Source organism: Nocardia sp. MH4, assembly GCF_019266065.1.
Classification (GTDB): domain Bacteria; phylum Actinomycetota; class Actinomycetes; order Mycobacteriales; family Mycobacteriaceae; genus Nocardia; species Nocardia canadensis.
Map to the genome: position 1 here is coordinate 311,023 of NZ_LPNR01000112.1, position 16,243 is coordinate 327,265.

Below are 16,243 nucleotides of genomic sequence, written 5' to 3' on the forward strand. Positions count from 1 at the left end.
CCATGTACGCCCTGCTACTACGCCTGATGTTCCTGATCCCGCCGGAGCGGGTGCACCACCTGGTGTTCTCCGCCCTGCGGTTCGCCACCTGGTTCCCGCCGACCCGCTGGCTCGCGCGCAAGTTGACCGTCGTCGACGATCCGATCCTGGCCACCACGGCCTTCGGTGTCGACTTCCCCGCCCCGCTGGGACTGGCCGCCGGTTTCGACAAGAACGCCGACGGCGCGAACACCTGGGGCTCGCTCGGATTCGGTTTCGCCGAGATCGGCACCGTCACCGCGCACGCGCAGCCGGGTAACCCGGCCCCGCGCCTGTTCCGGCTGCCCGCCGACCACGGTCTGATCAACCGGATGGGTTTCAACAACCACGGTGCCGCGGCCGCCGCCGCCCGCCTGCACGGCGCGCACCCCACGGTCCCGATCGGCGCGAACATCGGCAAGACGAAGGTCACCGAACCCGAGGCCGCGGCCGGCGATTACGCCACCAGCGCCCGGTTGCTCGGCCCGCTCGCCGATTTCGTGGTCGTCAACGTCTCGTCCCCGAACACGCCCGGTCTGCGTGACCTGCAGGCGGTCGAGTCGCTGCGCCCGATCCTGCAGGCCGTGCTGGACAGCGTCAGCGTCCCGGTGTTGGTGAAGATCGCCCCCGACCTGTCCGACGACGACATCGACGCGGTCGCCGACCTGGCCGTCGAGCTGGGTCTGGCCGGCATCGTCGCCACCAACACCACCATCCGCCGCGACGGTCTGGCCACACCTGCCGCCGAGGTGGAGGCGATGGGCGCGGGCGGTCTGTCCGGTGCGCCGGTCGCCGAGCGCTCCCTGGAAGTCCTGCGCCGCCTCTACGCCCGTGTCGGCGACCGGCTGGTCCTGATCTCGGTCGGCGGCATCGAAACCCCCGAGCAGGCCTGGGCCCGTATCCTCGCCGGCGCCACCCTGCTGCAGGGCTACACCGGCTTCATCTACGGCGGCCCGTTCTGGACCACCCGGATCCACCGCGGCATCGCCGCCAACCTGCGGGCGGGTGGTTTCCGTTCGCTGGCCGACGCGGTCGGCGCCGAGCACCGCGCCCCCTCGGCCTGAGGGTCTATCCGTAGTACGCCCGGGGTGCCCGGTCGTCGCTTCCCAGCAGCCGCGTCGGCCGCAGCCTGCTCGGGAAGTGGGCGGGCGCCGGTGGGTCGTGCACGGAATCGCCGGCCGCTCGGGATCGCTCGTCGACACGTTTGGCGAGCTTGATCAGCGCCTGCTGCCAGATGATGCCGAGCACGTCCGCGCGGGCGCTGATCTCGGCGTGCGCGAGGCGATCGTGGGCGGCCGCGAGGTCGCTGACGAGTTCGTCGAGTTCCATCCCCGCCCACGCCTGTTCTCGGGTGACGGTGAACTCGGGCAGCCAGCTCAACCGCCAGGTATCGGGTCCGATGCGTTGTGCGAATTCCGGCGTGCGGTCGCTGCGCAGCGTGTCGTCGGTGCTGTGAATAGTCATCGCGGACCTGCCTTCCCCGGCGGGGAGTCACACCCTCCGAGAGTCTGGCGGGGCATGCGCTCCCCGTATCCCAGTGTGGCATTTGCCTTTTGTTGCGGTCAATTGCCATTGTAGAGAGGTAATTGCCGCAAACCGGGCGCGGCAAACCCGGCATTGTGGCGATCGCAGTACGGCGTCCGCCGCCTCACCGGGGCGCGGGGCCGCCGTCAGGTCATGGGAGGCAGCATGCCGATGGTCCCTCAGGATGCTCGCGTCGCCGCCATTCGCAGCATCCTGACCAGGCTGGGCAAGTACTCGGGCCTGAGCGCAGAACGGCTGCGGCACACCGAGATCGACGCCGCGCCCCTGCTCGAGCTGCTGTCGGTGCGTCGACACGCGCGGCGAACCGGGGCCGGTCCCGAGGAGTCGATCCTGCCGGTGGTGCGTGAGGTCGCGCAGTGGCTGCCCCCGACCGACCGGCTGATCGTGGACGCCGCGCTCTCGCTCGGCCTGTTCCGTGACCGTCCCGGCGTCGGTATCGATGTCGAACGCCTCTATGCGGACAACCTCGGCGAACGTCGAGAGGCCTTGACCGAGCAGTGGGTCGCCCTGCACACCCAGCTCGACGTGGACCCGGTTCCCGAGGCGCCGACCGTCAAACGCCTGCGCACGGTGTCCGAGCACGGCGCCTTCACCGCGCTGGCCGGCCTGCTGGCCACCGACTCCGGCTATCCGATGGCCGGACCGGTCACCGGTCAGCCCGCGGAGGCGGTGTCGGCGCCGCGTGGTGTCGTCACCGTGCTCGGCGACGCGGTCATCGACCACCTCTACCGGGTGGATGCCTTCCCCGCCGCCGACGGCGCGGCCAACGGCAGTTTCACCGGGCATCCCGGCGGCAAGGGCCTCAACCGGGCCGTCGCCGCCGCCCGCCTCGGTATCGACGTGCATCTGGTGGCCGCGGTCGGCGGCGACGAGTACGGGCGCCGGATCCTGGAGTTCATCGAGGCCGAACGGGTCCGGCTGGACCTGATCAAGGTGGTGCCGTTCGCGCCGTCGCTGGTGACCGCGGTGGTGCTGACACCCAACGGCGAGTCCCGCATGATCGGCTGCCGCGACAGCCGGGTCCAGCTCCAGGACGAGGACGTACACCGGCCCGAACTGCGGTCCGCACTGGAAGCCTCCGACGTGGTGATCCTGAGCTTCGAGCCGCCGACGGCGATCATCGAGCAGGTGCTGTCGGTGGTGGCGCAGATCCATCCCAAGCCGCCGGTCATCGTGTGCCCGACGCCGTCGATGGCGGTGCCGCAGAGCCTCTATCAGTACCTGGGCGTGGTCGACTATCTGGTCGGCACCGCGGGTCAGCTCGCGGCGATGCTGCCCGACGTTCCCGCCGAGTCCGCCGACGACATCGCCCGGCTGCTGCGCGGCCTCGGCGTCGGCACCGTGTGCACGGTCGAGAACTTCCGCTGCGCCGTCTCCTCCGACACGGTCGAGACCGTCGTCGACCACTTTCCGCAGGTGCTCAAAGCCTCGGTGGGTGCCGCGGCGGCGTTCACCGCCGCCCTCGCCTACCGGCTCGTCAACGCCCGAACCCCGCTGGTCGCAGCCGATTACGTGTGGACGACGGCGGCGATGATCCCGACGCAGAAACTGGGCGCGGTGGCGGTATCGATGCCCAGTGTCGACGAGATCGACCGCATCGTCCGGCTGTACGCGGCCCCGGGACCGGACCAGGGGTAAAGTCGCGGCGTTCATCTCGCACGCCCAGTCCGACGACGGCGGTCGCGCCGCCCTGTCCCCGCACGGAGGATCGTTGACCATACTGTCGTTCGGCAGTGCCAGAACCGGGCGTGCCGGTGCCGACACCGCGCACCGACTGAGTCGCCGGGGCAGCGACCTCCCGGTCCGGGTCATCGAGATCGCCGATCCCACCGACGGCGGCTATCTGCTCGTCTTCGGCGAACCACGCGACGGCTGCCTCGTGCGGGTGCATTCGCGCTGCCTCTACGGCGAAGGCCTGGGCTCCGACGACTGCGATTGCGGTGCGGAACTGGCGACCTCGATGGACCGGATCCAGGCCGAGGGCGCCGGTGTCCTCGCCTATCTCGAGCAGGAGGGTCGCGGCGCGGGCCTGCTGTGGAAGGCCCGCGGATATCGCGAGAGCGAACGCACCGGCGCCGACACCTTCGACAGCTATCAGCGCTTGGGTCTCGACCCCGACACCCGGCGCTACGACGCCGCCGCGACCGCGGTACGCGAACTCGGGCTCACTCGAGTCCGGCTGCTGACCAACAACCCCGACAAGTGTCGTGCCCTGGACCGCGCGGGCATCGCCGTCGACCCCGTGGCCCTGACCATCACCTTGCATACGGCCCGGGGCAGGCAATACCTGCAGGCCAAGCGCCGACATCGCGCCCACACCATCCCGGCCGATCCGCTCGCCGAGGCGGCACCGAACGCCGCGTCCCCGTCTCGGTGGTGGCCACGTCGTCGGCGGTAACCGCCGCCACAATCCCGTATGTCCGGTTACGATGAGTGAGCTGTGCCACTGTGATGCCCATCGCTCGAGATGATGAGAGGGATTCACTCGCATTGGCTCGGCATCCGGAACGGCCTATTCGGGAACAGGGATATGACAGACATCGGTTTCGCGCACGCCTCGGGCGTCACGGTGCACACCGTGCCCGCCGCCTTCCAGCAGACCGCCGCGTTGCGGCCCGACCAGATCGCCTTGCGCACGGTCGGCGGCACCCAGCAGATCACCTGGGCGGAGTACGCGACACGGGTGCGGGCGCTGGCCGCCGGCCTGGCGAAACTCGGTGTGCGCCACGGTGACGCGGTCGGCATCATGCTCACCAACCGCCCCGAGTTCAATCTGATCGACACCGCGGCCCTGCACCTGGGCGCGACGCCGTTCTCGGTGTACAACACCAGCTCCCCCGAGCAGATCGCGCACGTGTTCGCCAACGCGGGCAACAAGGTGGTGGTCACCGAGCAGGCCTTCCTCGACGTCATCCGGGAATCCGGCGCCGAGGTCGAGCACACCGTGCTGGTCGACGGCACCGCCGAAGGCACCCTCGGCCTGGCCCAGCTGGAATCCGATCCGGAGCCCGACTTCGACTTCGACGCCGCGTGGCAGGCCGTGCAGCCGGGCGATCTGGCCACCCTGATCTACACCTCCGGCACGACCGGCCCGTCCAAGGGCGTCGAGCTCACCCAGAGCAATGTGATCGCGCAGGTCGTCGGCCTGGTGTCCGGTCCGCTGCCGGTCGGTTTCGACGACCGCGCGGTGTCGTACCTGCCCGCCGCGCACGTCGCCGACCGCATCTCCGCGCACGCGATGAGCCTGCTCACCGGCATCCAGATCACCACCGTGCCCGACCCGCGCGAGATCGCCGCCGCGCTGCCCGACGCCCGCCCCACCGTGTTCTTCGGTGTGCCGCGGGTGTGGCAGAAGATCAAGGCGGGCATCGAGAACAAGCTCGCGGTCGAGCCGAGCCCGGTGAAGAAGGCGCTGGCCAACTGGGCGATCGGGGTCGGCGTCGCGCAGGCCAAGGCCAAGCTGTCCGGTGAGGGCGGCTCGCTGCTGCTCGGCGTGCAGCACAAGGCCGCCGACGCCCTGGTGCTGTCCAAGCTGCGCGAGGCGCTCGGTTTCGGTGAGCTGAAGGTCGCCGCTTCCGGTGCCGCCCCGGTGCCCGCGGAGACCCTGGAGTACTTCCTAGGCCTCGGATTCGCGGTCAGCGAGGTGTGGGGCATGTCCGAGACCACCGGTGTCGGTACCTTCACCGATCTGGACAAGCCGCGTCCCGGCTCGGTCGGTCGCGTCATGGACGGCGTCGAGCTGCGGCTCGACGCCGACGGTGAGGTACTGATCCGCGGACCGATCGTCACCCCCGGCTACCGCAACATGCCCGACAAGACCGCCGAGGCGATCGACGACGCCGGCTGGCTGCACACCGGCGACATCGGCACCCTCGACGCCGACGGGTACCTGCGCATCGTCGACCGCAAGAAGGAACTGATCATCAGCGAGGCGGGCAAGAACATCGCCCCCTCCAACATCGAGAACGCGATGAAGGCCGCGTCCTCGATGATCGGTCAGGCCGTCGCGATCGGCGAGGCCCGCCCCTACATCACCGCGCTGATCATGCTCGATCCCGATGTCGCGGCATTGCGCGCCAAGGAGTTCGGTGCCACCGACGCGACCCACGCCGAGCTCGCCCGGCGCAGCGAGATCGTCGAGGAGGTCAAGGCCGCGGTGTCGGCGGGCAACCGCAAGCTGTCCCGGGTGGAGCAGATCAAGCGCTTCGTGATCGTGGAAACCCTGTGGGAGCCGGGCGGTGACGAACTGACCCCGAAGATGTCGCTCAAGCGCACCCCGATCGCGGCCAAGTACGCCGAGCACATCGAGCAGCTGTACGCCGCGACGCCGGCCGAACACGTCGTCAATGTGAAGTAGCACGAGAACGGCGGTGGCCCTGGGAATTCCGACTCCCGGGGCCACCGCCGTATGTGCTCAGTTCTGCTCGTAGGTCCCGATCAGGGTGGCCCGGCCGAGCGTGTGGAAGAACAGGTTGAACCCGAGGTAGGCCGGCGTCGCGTCCGGCCCGACTTCCAGCTCGGGCACGTCGACGGCGTGCACCACCACGAAGTACCGGTGCGGGCCGTGGCCCTGCGGCGGCGCGGCGCCGACGAAGCCCGGGAAACCGCCGTCGTTGCGCAGCGTGACCGCGCCCGTGGGCAGGGTGCCACCTTCACTGCCCGCGCCGGCGTCGAGCTCGGTGACCGAGGCGGGGATGTTGGCCACCGCCCAATGCCAGAAGCCCGAGGCGGTCGGCGCGTCCGGGTCGTAGACGGTGACCGCGAAGCTTTGTGTGCCCTCGGGGAAACCGGACCAGCTCAGCTGGGGCGAGACGTCTTTGCCGCCCGCGCCGAACACGCCGGACACCTGGTCGTTGGCCAGCGGCTGACCATCGGTGATGTCGGCGGAGGTGACGGTGAACGACGGAACCTGCGGCAGTGCGTCATACGGGTTGTAGCTCATGGGGTCTCCGATTCGTGGCGTCGGTGCTCAGCTGTGCAGGAGGAAGTGTTCCAGGACCCGGGTGCCGAATTCCAGTGACCGCACCGGGACCCGCTCGTCCACCCCGTGGAACAGGGCGGTGAAGTCCAGTTCCGGCGGCAGCTGCAGCGGCGCGAAGCCGAAGCAGCGAATACCCAACCGCGCGAACGCTTTCGCGTCGGTGCCGCCGGAGAGCATGTAGGGCACGGTGCGCCCGTCGGCGTCGTGGGCCAGCACCGCGTCGTTCATGGCGTCGACGAGGTGGCCGTCGAAGGTGGTCTCGTAGGAGTCGAGCTTGGTGATCCACTCGCGTTCGACGTCCGGGCCGATGAGCTCGTCGACCTCGCGTTCGAACGCGGCCTGCCGCCCCGGCACCACGCGACAGTCCACCACGGCCTCCGCGGTCTGCGGGATGACATTGGCCTTGTAGCCCGCCTGCAGCATCGTCGGATTGGCGGTATCGCGCAGGGTGGCGCCGATGATGCGGGAGATGGTGCCGAGCTTGGCGAGCTGACCCTCGATATCGGGGCCCTCCGGGTCGAACTGCAACCCGCTCTCCTCGCTGACCGCGGCGAGGAACTCGGCCACCGAGTCCGACAGCACCACCGGGAAGGTGTGCCTGCCCAGCCGCGCGACGGCCTCGGCGAGGATGGTGACGGCATTGTCGTCGTGCAGGAACGAACCGTGCCCGGCGCGGGCCTTGGCCCGCAACCGCATCCAGCCCAGACCCTTCTCGGCGGTCTCCACCAGATAGAGCCTGCGTTCGGTGCCGTCGGGGCGCGGCACGGTCAGCGAGAAGCCGCCGACCTCGCCGACCGCCTCGGTGACCCCGTCGAACAGGTCGGGCCGGTTGTCCACCAGCCACTGCGACCCCCATTTGCCGCCGTTCTCCTCGTCGGCGAGGAAGGCGAACACCAGGTCGCGTGGCGGGACGGTGCCCTCGGCCTTGAACTGACGGGCCAGGGCCAGCGTCATGCCGACCATGTCCTTCATGTCGATCGCGCCGCGGCCCCACACGTAGCCGTCGCGGACCGCGCCGGAGAACGGGTGCACGCTCCAGTCGGCGGCCTCGGCGGGCACGACGTCGAGGTGTCCGTGGATCATCAGCGCGCCCCGGCTGGAGTCGGCGCCCTTCAATCGCGCGAAGACGTTGCCGCGACCGGGCGCGCCCGACTCGACGTACTCGGTCTCGTAGCCGACCTCCTGCAATTGCGCGGCCACCCACTCCGCGCACTCGCGTTCGCCTTTGGTGGTCGCCAGCTCACCGGTGTTGGAGGTGTCGAACCGGATCAGCGCACTGACCAGCTCCACCACCTCGTCCACCGCGCGGGACCGTTCGTTCGAACCAGAACTCTCGCCAGATGCCGACACGTCCCCTTTCCTACCACCCCGGCGGTGTCCCCCGCGCCGACTCCCCTGGCTCACGCGGATTCCGCCGCTGCTGGCGACTACTGCTCGTGCTGAGCCGAATTCCCCGGATTCGCGTGTCCGCTGCCCGGCGTGTTTGGCTGTGGCGATGAGATCGCAGGTCGTTCGGGTCGGGACGCTGCTGCTGGCGGGCGCCGCGACGGCGGCGGGTGCGCTGGGTGTGGTGTTGCGTTACCTCGACTGGTCGGCGGAACCGCTGGTGCTCGCCGCGTCCGGCGCGCCCTACCTGATGGGCGGGGCGATTCTGGGCGCGGTGGGGTTCGCGGTGACCCGGCAGTGGGTCGCGACCGGCGCCGCGGTCGTGGTCGCCGGACTCGGTGTGGCGACGCAGGCGCCGTTGTACTTCGCCGACGGCGGGGGCGAGGGGCCGGCGATCACGGTGATGCAGGCGAATCTGCTGTTCGACGGCGCCGACCCGGGCGCGCTGGTGGCACAGGTGCGCTCGCGCGATGTCGCGGTGCTCACCGTCAACGAACTCACGCGTACCGCCGTGACCGAACTGGGGCGCGCGGGCCTGGACGAGGTGTTGCCGTACCACTATCTCGCCCCGGGGCAGACCGCGAGCGGGACCGGGATCTGGAGTCGATTCCCGTTGTCGGACACCGTTGAATACGACGGGTATGTCCTCAATCAGATCTCGGCGACCGCCATGATTCCGCAGGTCGGGCCGGTCTCGGTCTACGCGGTGCATCCGGTCCCGCCGGTCTACGACACCGGAGTGTGGGCCGACGAATTGTCCCGGCTCGGCGAGGTCCTACGCCGGTCCCCGGCCGATCGCCCGGTGATCGTGGGCGGGGATTTCAACGCCACCTACGACCACGCGCGATTCCGGGCGCTGGCATCGGGCCGGTTCGCCGATGCCGCCGCGCAGGCCGGTGCCGGGCACCTGGTCACCTACCCGACGGATAAACGTCTGCCGCCACTGATCGGCATCGACCACGTGCTGCTCGCCGGGGCGCACGCCACCGCGGTGGCGACCGTCGCGCTGCCCGGCGCCGATCACAAAGCGCTGGTGGCTCGCGTCGTGCTCGTCCGCTAGCGGGATCGCTCAGCCCGCGGCATGGTCGCGGGCCGCGAGGAGTGCGTCGATCCGTGCTCCGACCGCACGGCCGGCCGCGTGCAGCGGTTCGGCCGAGCGCATGGTTCTGGCCAGCACGAACGCGCCTTCCAGGGAGCTGAGCAGGCCGAGGACGAGGTCGCGGGCGTCGGCGGTGTTCAGACCACGGCGCACGAAATAGGCGGTGCCCTGGTCGATCCAGTCCGCGACGACCTCAGCGGCGACGGCCCGGAGCTCCGGTTCGCTGTCGGCGATCTCCCCGGCGACCGTGCCGACCGGGCACATGTTGATCCACCCCGACTCGGCCATCGTGCGCGCGGCATCGTCGAACGCCGCGGGCACCGCGACACGCAGATCGGGGTGTGGGTCCATCAGCAGGGGCAGCAGCTGGATGTAGGCGGCGCCGGAGCTGCGCAGCGCCTCCGCCGCGATCTGCACCTTGCCGTGCGGAAAGTGGTGGTAGAGCGACCCCATCGGCGCCTGTGCGGCGGCGGTGATCTGTTTGACGGTGATCGCGCTGTAGCCGTGCGTGCGCATCAGCTCGGCGACCGCGACGACCAGCCGATCCCGGGTAGCCGTTGACATCTTCTCGCTCACCACACCAGACTAGAGCAAACACACTAGAGCGAACACTCTAACGCTGGAGGGTCTCATGCCGACCGTCGATCTGCCCGCGGGCCGCATCCACTTCCACGAACGCGGCGAGGGCCCACCGGTCGTGCTGCTGCACGGTCTGCTGATGAACCACACCGTGTGGGATCACGTCCTGGACCTGCTCCCGACCGGCTTCCGCTATGTACTGCCCGATCTGCCGCTGGGCGCGCATCCGGAACCGTTGCGGCCCGGCACCGACCTGAGCCTGCGCGGCCTCAACCAGCTCGTCGCCGACTTCCTCGCCGCCCTCGACCTGCGCGAGGTGACCCTCGTGCACTCCGACTGGGGCGGCGCCCTGTTTCTCACCGCCTACGATCTCGACGAGCGCGTCGGCCGGCTGATCGTCTTTCCGAGCGAGGCGTTCGACAACTTCCCGCCCGGCCTGCCCGGCAAGACCGCGACACTGGCCGCCTACCTGCCCGGCGGTGTCACCCTGGCACTGCGCCAGCTCCGCATCCGATGGTTGCGTGACAGTCCGCTGATGTTCGGCTGGATGGCGAAATACCCCCTGCCCGACGATCTCGTCCACGGCTGGACCGAACCGGGTCTGCGCGATCGGGGCATCCGCGCCGACGTGCTCGCCTACATGCGGTCGGGCTTGCGCAAGCCCGACCTCGTCACCGCAACCGAGGCGCTGCGCCGCTTCCGGGGCGAGGCCCTGATCTTGTGGTCGTCGGCGGGCAAGGTCATGCCGCGCGAGCACGGCCGTCGCCTGGCCGACCTCATCCCGCGCGCCCGGCTGGTCGAGATCGACGACGCCTACGTCCTGTCGATGCTCGACCAGCCCACCGCGGTCGCCGCCGCCGTCACGGAGTTCCTCGCCACCACCTCGGCGCAGCCGACCGAGCGCTGAGGTCGCTCAGGTCTGCTGCACCGGGTCGTAGGCGTCGGCGCCGAGCCCGAACGTCCACGCGACGCCTTCGCGGGCAGTGCGGGTGGTCGGCGGGACGCGCAGCCAGTACACGCGATGCGTGCCGTCGGGCTCCGGCGTCGAATTCACCACCTCGACCATGACCACGTCCTCGTCGCCGACGAGATCGATGCGCCACAGAACGCCGGTCTCGTCGCGGTGCACGGGCCGAGCGTCGGATTCGGTCAGGTACCGGTCGTAGCCGTAGTGCTCGAGCATGACCCGGCGCAGTTCGGCGTTCTCTTCGTCGCGGATGCGCTGCGGCGTCAGCGAGTTCAGGCTGTCCAGGAACTCGGCGGGCACCGGCATGCCGCGCCACGCGTGCAAGGCGAAGCCGTCGGCGTAGGCCAGGGCGGGTCCGTCAGCGCGGTCGAGTCGCCCGGCCTCGTCGCGATGCAGCGCGATCGGGCGTTCGGAGATCACCGCGATCTTCGCGTAGGGCCACCACCAGCCCGCGTGCCGCGCCACCTCGGCCACGCCGTCGAGCGGGTGCCCGGGCGCGGTGTCGTAGGCGCTGAGCCAGGCCGCCTCGTGCTGACCGAGCACGGCATCGAGCAGCAGCACACGAATCCGCCGCTCCTGCGTGCGATCACCGCCGGCCGCCTCGACGACGCCGGCGCGGATCCGGTCGATCACCATGGCGGTGACCTCCCACAGGTCGGCGCCGGTGGCCCGCCAGTGCGCGCTGTAACCGGGCGCGCCCAGTTCGGCGTGCAACCGGGCGCGTTCGGCCGCCCACGGTCCGCTGCGCACGGCCTCCCGTACCGGTGCGCCCGGATCGATCCCCGAGGTGAGGAGGCGCACGGCTTCCAGCGGCGAACGCGCCCAGCGGATCTGCTCGGGTTCGGGCAGGCCCGCACGCGAATAGGCCAGGCGCACGCCCGCTTCGGCGGCCGCCCGGTCGCCGGGTCCGGTCGCGGCGGCGATCGCCCGCCAGTGGTCGTCCGTCCTCGTGGGCTCCCCGCTCATCAGTCGGCCACCACCCGCACGGAGCCGGGGAGGTACTCACGCTGGCGCACCACCCGGTACCAGCCCTTGGGCAGGCCGATGGGCGCGTGCTCCTCGTGCACCACCCGTCCGCCTTCGGGCAGGTGCAGCAGCATCGGGCCGAAAGCCCCTGCCTCCCTGATCAACCGACCGGGCGCGGCGATCGCATGCGCGTGCCCGGTCACCTCCCCGAGCGCCAGCACGAGCCTGCCCCGCCCGTCGCGGTGCTCGCCCCGCGCCGCCAGAGCACCGGCGGGGACCGCCGTCTCGGCCAGCGGCACGATCAGGACATCGCCTTGTCGATACATGAATTTCCTCCCGTCACGGCCCGCGACCGCAGCCGTGGCGAGGACGGTAGCGGCAGGTGCCGACAACTCGGCCCGCCGCGCGGATTGTCGGTGCCGCTTGGTAGAAACGCAGCAGTCACCACGGGGTCACTACGCCAGAAGGGGCGGGAACAGCTATGTCCATCGGAGAACATCTGCGCGGGTGGGGCGGTCTGCCTGCCTATCCGTTCCCGGACCCGGAGAAGGACGACGAAGCGCGGGAGACGGCGGTGCGGCTGCTGCCCGCCGCGGACGGCGTGGCGTGGCGGATCGGTGTCGATTCCTATGAGGCCGCGGAGACCTGGCCGGAGGCTTTCGCCCGGTTCCTCGACACGGTCGATACGGCGCGGGTGCGCGCGATCGTCGTCGGCTCGTGGGCCGACGCCTACGACAATCGCCCCGATGATGTGATCGACGCGATCATCGCCGCCCGCGCGCGGCTACCGATGCTGCGGGCGCTGTTCATCGGCGACATCATCGGCGAGGAGTGCGAGATCTCCTGGATCAATCAGGGCGAGGTCACCCGGCTGCTCGACGCGTTCCCGCGGCTCGAGGAGTTCGGCGTGCGCGGTGGCGAGCAGCTGGAATTCCCGGCGGTCCGCCACGAGCACCTGCGCAAGCTGAAGGTGCAGGCCGGTGGTCTGCCGGTGGCCGTCGTCCGCGGCATCGCCGCCAGCGACCTGCCCGCACTGCACGACCTGGAACTGTGGCTGGGGACGTCCGAGTACGGCGGCGACGCCGATGTCAGCGACCTCGCGCCGATCCTGTCCGGCGACCGGCTGCCGAACCTCAAGCGGCTGGCCTTGCGCAACAGCGAGATCCAGGACGCGGTGTGCGCCGCGGTGGCCTCGGCGCCGGTGGTCGCCCGGCTCGAGGTGCTCGACCTGTCGATGGGTGTGCTCACCGACGACGGCGCCGCCGCGCTGCTCGGCGGTCAGCCGCTGACCCACCTGACCTCACTGGACCTGCACTACAACTACGTGAGCAAGGAGATCGGCGCCCGCCTCGCCGACACCCTCACCCCGGCGGGCGTGGCACTGAATCTGGACACCGACGACGCCGAATCCGACGAGGACGACGACGGTTCGGTGTGGCGGTTCGTCGCGGTCGGCGAGTGATCCGACGTGCGCTGGGTGGTGGTCGGCAACGCCGAGAACCGGCGGGTCCGGCTGTGCACCGACGCGGCCCGCGCGGCCGGGTTTCCGGCACCGCGGGTGGTGGAATGGCTGTCGGTGCTGACCGAGGGCGGCCATGATTTCGCCGCCGACGAGCTCGTCCGGCTGGATTCCCCCGGTGAGAATCTTGCAGTCGATGCACTGTTGCGTGGGGTGAATGATCCGACCCGCGTGGAGGGTTCGGCCCGGTGGTACGCGGGCTTCCTCGCGGCGGTGGGGTCGCTGCGCGGCGGGCACCGGCTCGACGATCCGGCCGATCTCGCGGTGTTGTTCGACAAACGGCGCTGCCATGCCCACCTCACCGCGGCCGGGGTGCCGGTCCCGCCGTCACCGGTCATGGGCCCGCTCCACGGCTGGGTCGACGTGCGAGCGCAGATGCGGGCGGCGGGCATGGCGCGGGTGTTCGTGAAGCTCGCGCACGGTTCGTCGGCGTCGGGGGTGCTGGCGATCGAATCCACCGCGTCGGGCCGCTGGCAGGCGACAACCTCGGTCGAAATCAGCGCCGAAGGCGCCCTGCACAACTCCTTGCGGGTGCGCCGGTACCGCGACGAACGCGAGATCGCCGCGATCGTCGACCGGCTCGCGCCCGACGGCCTGCATGTCGAACGCTGGATCCCCAAGGCCACCACCGGTGGCCGCTGCGCGGACCTGCGGGTCGTGGTGATCGCGGGCCGGGCGACCCACGTCGTCGTCCGCACCAGCCGTGGCCCCCTGACCAACCTGCACCTCGGCGGTGCGCGCGGGGATCTGGCCCACGTCCGTGCAGCGATGGGTGACCGGTGGGCCGAGGCGATGGACATCTGTGAACGCGCCGCCGCCTGCTTCCCGGCGACCCTGTGCGTCGGTGTCGATCTCCTGCCCGGCGCGCACTGGCGACGGTTCACCGTCGGCGAGGTCAACGCCTTCGGTGACCTGCTCCCCGGGCTGACCGGCCTGCCGGGAACACCGGCCGAGGGATTGGACACTTACACCGCACAGCTCACCGCCGCGGCCGCGATCGGAGCGTCTCGATGACTTTCTCGACCGGGTCGCGTCCCGATATGACCGAGGTCGTCGGCCGCGACGACCTGTTGCTGCTCACGCTCGACACGCTGCGCTACGACGTCGCGACCGAACTCGCGGCCGCGGGCAGACTGCCCACCCTGGCCGCCCACCTGCCGCAGGGCCGCTGGGAAAAGCGCCACGCGCCGGGCAGTTTCACCTACGCCTCGCACCACGCGATGTTCGCCGGCTTCCTGCCGACCCCGGCAGCGCCGGGTCCGCATCCGCGCCTGTTCGCGGCTCGGTTCGCGGGGAGCGAGACCACCGCCGAGGGCACCTTCGTTTTCGAGGAGCCCGATCTGGTGACGGCTCTGACGGCGCGCGGCTACCACACCGTGTGCATCGGTGGTGTCGGCTTCTTCAACAAGCAGGGGGCGCTGGGCAGCGTGCTGCCCGGGTTGTTCACCGAAAGCCATTGGGCGCCGGAGTTCTCGGTGGCGTCGCCGACCTCGTTCGAGGCGCAGGTGGCCTGCGCCGAACGTGTCGTCGCGGCCGTGCCCGCCGACCAGCGGCTGTTCCTGTTCCTCAACGCCTCGGCCCTGCACCAGCCCAACTGGTTCCACCTGCCGGGCGCGACCCGCGCGGCGGGAGACAGCCGCGACACCCACGCGGCGGCACTGGAATACATCGACGCCCATGTCGGCAGGCTGTTCGACGCGATGCGGTCGCGCCGACGGTGTTTCGCGATCGTGTGCTCCGATCACGGCACCGCCTACGGCGACGACGGGTACACCGGCCACCGGCTCGGCCACGAGTCGGTGTGGACGGTCCCCTACAGCCACTTCTTCCTGGAGCCCGACGCATGATCGATACCGCGCTACCGCGCCCCTACCAGAACTACGTCTACGCCTACCCGCACAAGACGGCCTATCGGCCGCTGCCGGACCGGCCACCGCTGGCGCGGGTGTGGGCCGGTGAAGCCCGGTCGGCGCTGTCGCTGTATCTGCACATCCCGTTCTGTGAGGTGCGCTGCGGTTTCTGCAATCTGTTCACGCGGGTCGGCGCACCGGAGGGTCTCACCGGCCGCTATCTCGACGCGCTCGCCCGCCAGGCGAGCGCGGTCCGGGACGGTCTCGGCGATGCCGAACGACCGCGCTTCGCCAACGCGGCCTTCGGCGGCGGCACCCCGACCTTCCTCACCGCCGACGAGCTGACCAGACTCTGCGATATCGCCGAGGCGATCATGGGCGCCGACCTGCGCGCGATCCCGCTGTCGGTGGAGGCCTCGCCGTCCACCGCCACCGCCGACCGGCTGTCGGTGCTGGCCGAGCGCGGGGCGACCCGATTGAGTCTGGGCGTGCAGAGCTTTCTCGACGAGGAGGCCAAGGCGGCGGTGCGGCCACAACGTCGCGCCGAGGTCGAAGCGGCCCTGGGCCGGATCCGGGACGCGGGCATCCCCGTGCTCAATATCGACCTGATCTACGGCATCGACGGCCAGACCGCCGCGAGCTGGCGCGTCTCGCTGGACGCGGCCCTGGCCTGGCGGCCAGAAGAGATCTACCTCTACCCGCTGTATGTGCGGCCGCTGACCGGTCTGGCCAGGCACGCCGATCCCGCTGTCGCCGAACAGGACTGGGACCGCGATCGCCTCGCGCTGTACGCGTACGGGCGCGACCATCTGCTCGCCGCCGGCTACGAGCAGGTGTCGATGCGGATGTTCCGCCGCGCCGACGCCCCACCCCAGGGCCCCGACGACTACGCCTGCCAGACCGACGGCATGATCGGGCTCGGCTGCGGCGCCCGCTCCTACACGAGCACGCTGCACTACTCGTTCGACTATGCCGTCGACCTGCGCGAGGTACGCGGCATCATCGACACCTACATCGCGACCACAGATTTCACGTCGGCCCTGCACGGCCGGGTGATCGACGCCGACGAAGCCGCCCGCAGGCACCTGCTCCAGTCGCTGTTGCAGGCCGACGGACTTCTCCTCACCGACTACCGCGCCCGCTTCGGCACCGATCCCTGGGACGACTTCGGCGCCGAACTGCACACCTTGGCCGAACGCGGCTGGCTGGCCGACACCGGCACCGATCTGCTGCGTCTGTCGCCGCAGGGCCTGGCGTACTCCGACGCGATCGGCCCCGAGTTCTTCTCCCCCGCCGTGCGCGCCGCCATGGCCGCCTACGAGCTGCGCTGACC

16 protein-coding genes are annotated in these 16,243 nt (G+C 70.5%); 10 read left to right on the forward strand and 6 right to left on the reverse strand.

Annotated elements, in window-relative coordinates; all coding sequences use genetic code 11:
- The first annotated feature begins 2 nt into the window (after positions 1–2).
- Positions 3–1,082: a quinone-dependent dihydroorotate dehydrogenase gene (locus ATM97_RS23585; RefSeq protein WP_218720242.1), complete on the forward strand. Its 1,080-nt coding sequence runs from the start codon at positions 3–5 to the stop codon at positions 1,080–1,082.
- Between the two features lie 4 nt (positions 1,083–1,086).
- Here ATM97_RS23585 and ATM97_RS23590 read toward each other — a convergent pair whose 3' ends face one another.
- A complete protein-coding gene (locus tag ATM97_RS23590) occupies positions 1,087–1,482 on the reverse strand; it encodes a hypothetical protein (protein ID WP_218720244.1) in 396 nt (131 codons plus the stop codon).
- Positions 1,483–1,707: 225 nt separating this feature from the next.
- On the opposite strand from ATM97_RS23590, the gene ATM97_RS23595 reads away from it, so the two are divergent.
- From ATM97_RS23595 to ATM97_RS23605, 3 genes are all read left to right on the forward strand, one after another.
- Complete coding sequence (locus ATM97_RS23595) at positions 1,708–3,201, forward strand: PfkB family carbohydrate kinase (RefSeq protein ID WP_218720246.1); 1,494 nt, start codon at positions 1,708–1,710, stop codon at positions 3,199–3,201.
- Between the two features lie 73 nt (positions 3,202–3,274).
- The gene (gene ribA, locus ATM97_RS23600) at positions 3,275–3,961 is read left to right on the forward strand and encodes a GTP cyclohydrolase II RibA (protein ID WP_218720248.1); all 687 of its coding nucleotides are present in this window, start codon (positions 3,275–3,277) and stop codon (positions 3,959–3,961) included.
- Positions 3,962–4,093: 132 nt separating this feature from the next.
- On the forward strand, positions 4,094–5,920 hold the full coding sequence (locus tag ATM97_RS23605) for a long-chain fatty acid--CoA ligase (RefSeq protein ID WP_218720249.1): 1,827 nt from the start codon (positions 4,094–4,096) through the stop codon (positions 5,918–5,920).
- 57 nt (positions 5,921–5,977) lie between these two features.
- Here the strand turns inward: ATM97_RS23605 and ATM97_RS23610 are convergent, their stop codons facing one another.
- On the reverse strand, positions 5,978–6,505 hold the full coding sequence (locus ATM97_RS23610) for a YbhB/YbcL family Raf kinase inhibitor-like protein (RefSeq protein ID WP_218720251.1): 528 nt from the start codon (positions 6,503–6,505) through the stop codon (positions 5,978–5,980).
- Positions 6,506–6,532: 27 nt separating this feature from the next.
- Entirely contained in the window at positions 6,533–7,894 is a 1,362-nt protein-coding gene (locus ATM97_RS23615) for a M20/M25/M40 family metallo-hydrolase (protein WP_218720252.1), read from the reverse strand.
- A 145-nt stretch (positions 7,895–8,039) separates the two neighbouring features.
- Here ATM97_RS23615 and ATM97_RS23620 point away from each other — a divergent pair, with 145 nt between their 5' ends.
- Positions 8,040–8,990, forward strand: a complete 951-nt coding sequence (locus ATM97_RS23620) for an endonuclease/exonuclease/phosphatase family protein (protein WP_218720254.1) — start codon at positions 8,040–8,042, stop codon at positions 8,988–8,990.
- Between the two features lie 9 nt (positions 8,991–8,999).
- On the opposite strand, the gene ATM97_RS23625 is transcribed toward ATM97_RS23620, so the two are convergent.
- Positions 9,000–9,605, reverse strand: a complete 606-nt coding sequence (locus tag ATM97_RS23625; protein WP_218720255.1) for a TetR/AcrR family transcriptional regulator — start codon at positions 9,603–9,605, stop codon at positions 9,000–9,002.
- A gap of 55 nt (positions 9,606–9,660) precedes the next feature.
- On the opposite strand from ATM97_RS23625, the gene ATM97_RS23630 reads away from it, so the two are divergent.
- Positions 9,661–10,515 carry an alpha/beta fold hydrolase gene (locus tag ATM97_RS23630; RefSeq protein ID WP_218720257.1) on the forward strand — a complete coding sequence of 285 codons (855 nt, stop codon included), beginning with the start codon at positions 9,661–9,663 and terminating at the stop codon, positions 10,513–10,515.
- Between the two features lie 6 nt (positions 10,516–10,521).
- Here the strand turns inward: ATM97_RS23630 and ATM97_RS23635 are convergent, their stop codons facing one another.
- Positions 10,522–11,541: a DUF6745 domain-containing protein gene (locus tag ATM97_RS23635; protein ID WP_218720259.1), complete on the reverse strand. Its 1,020-nt coding sequence runs from the start codon at positions 11,539–11,541 to the stop codon at positions 10,522–10,524.
- On the reverse strand, positions 11,541–11,867 hold the full coding sequence (locus ATM97_RS23640; protein ID WP_218720261.1) for a hypothetical protein: 327 nt from the start codon (positions 11,865–11,867) through the stop codon (positions 11,541–11,543). Before ATM97_RS23640 ends, ATM97_RS23635 begins: the two co-directional genes overlap by 1 nt.
- 155 nt (positions 11,868–12,022) lie before the next feature.
- On the opposite strand from ATM97_RS23640, the gene ATM97_RS23645 reads away from it, so the two are divergent.
- From ATM97_RS23645 to ATM97_RS23660, 4 genes are read left to right on the forward strand one after another with little or no spacing between them, the layout of a single operon-like run.
- Positions 12,023–13,003: an STM4015 family protein gene (locus ATM97_RS23645; RefSeq protein ID WP_218720262.1), complete on the forward strand. Its 981-nt coding sequence runs from the start codon at positions 12,023–12,025 to the stop codon at positions 13,001–13,003.
- A gap of 6 nt (positions 13,004–13,009) precedes the next feature.
- Positions 13,010–14,074 carry an STM4014 family protein gene (locus ATM97_RS23650; RefSeq protein ID WP_218720264.1) on the forward strand — a complete coding sequence of 355 codons (1,065 nt, stop codon included), beginning with the start codon at positions 13,010–13,012 and terminating at the stop codon, positions 14,072–14,074.
- Positions 14,071–14,907: an STM4013/SEN3800 family hydrolase gene (locus ATM97_RS23655; RefSeq protein ID WP_255588264.1), complete on the forward strand. Its 837-nt coding sequence runs from the start codon at positions 14,071–14,073 to the stop codon at positions 14,905–14,907. The genes ATM97_RS23650 and ATM97_RS23655 overlap by 4 nt, the downstream gene beginning before the upstream one ends.
- A complete protein-coding gene (locus ATM97_RS23660; RefSeq protein WP_218720266.1) occupies positions 14,904–16,241 on the forward strand; it encodes an STM4012 family radical SAM protein in 1,338 nt (445 codons plus the stop codon). The genes ATM97_RS23655 and ATM97_RS23660 overlap by 4 nt, the downstream gene beginning before the upstream one ends.
- Positions 16,242–16,243: the final 2 nt, after the last annotated feature.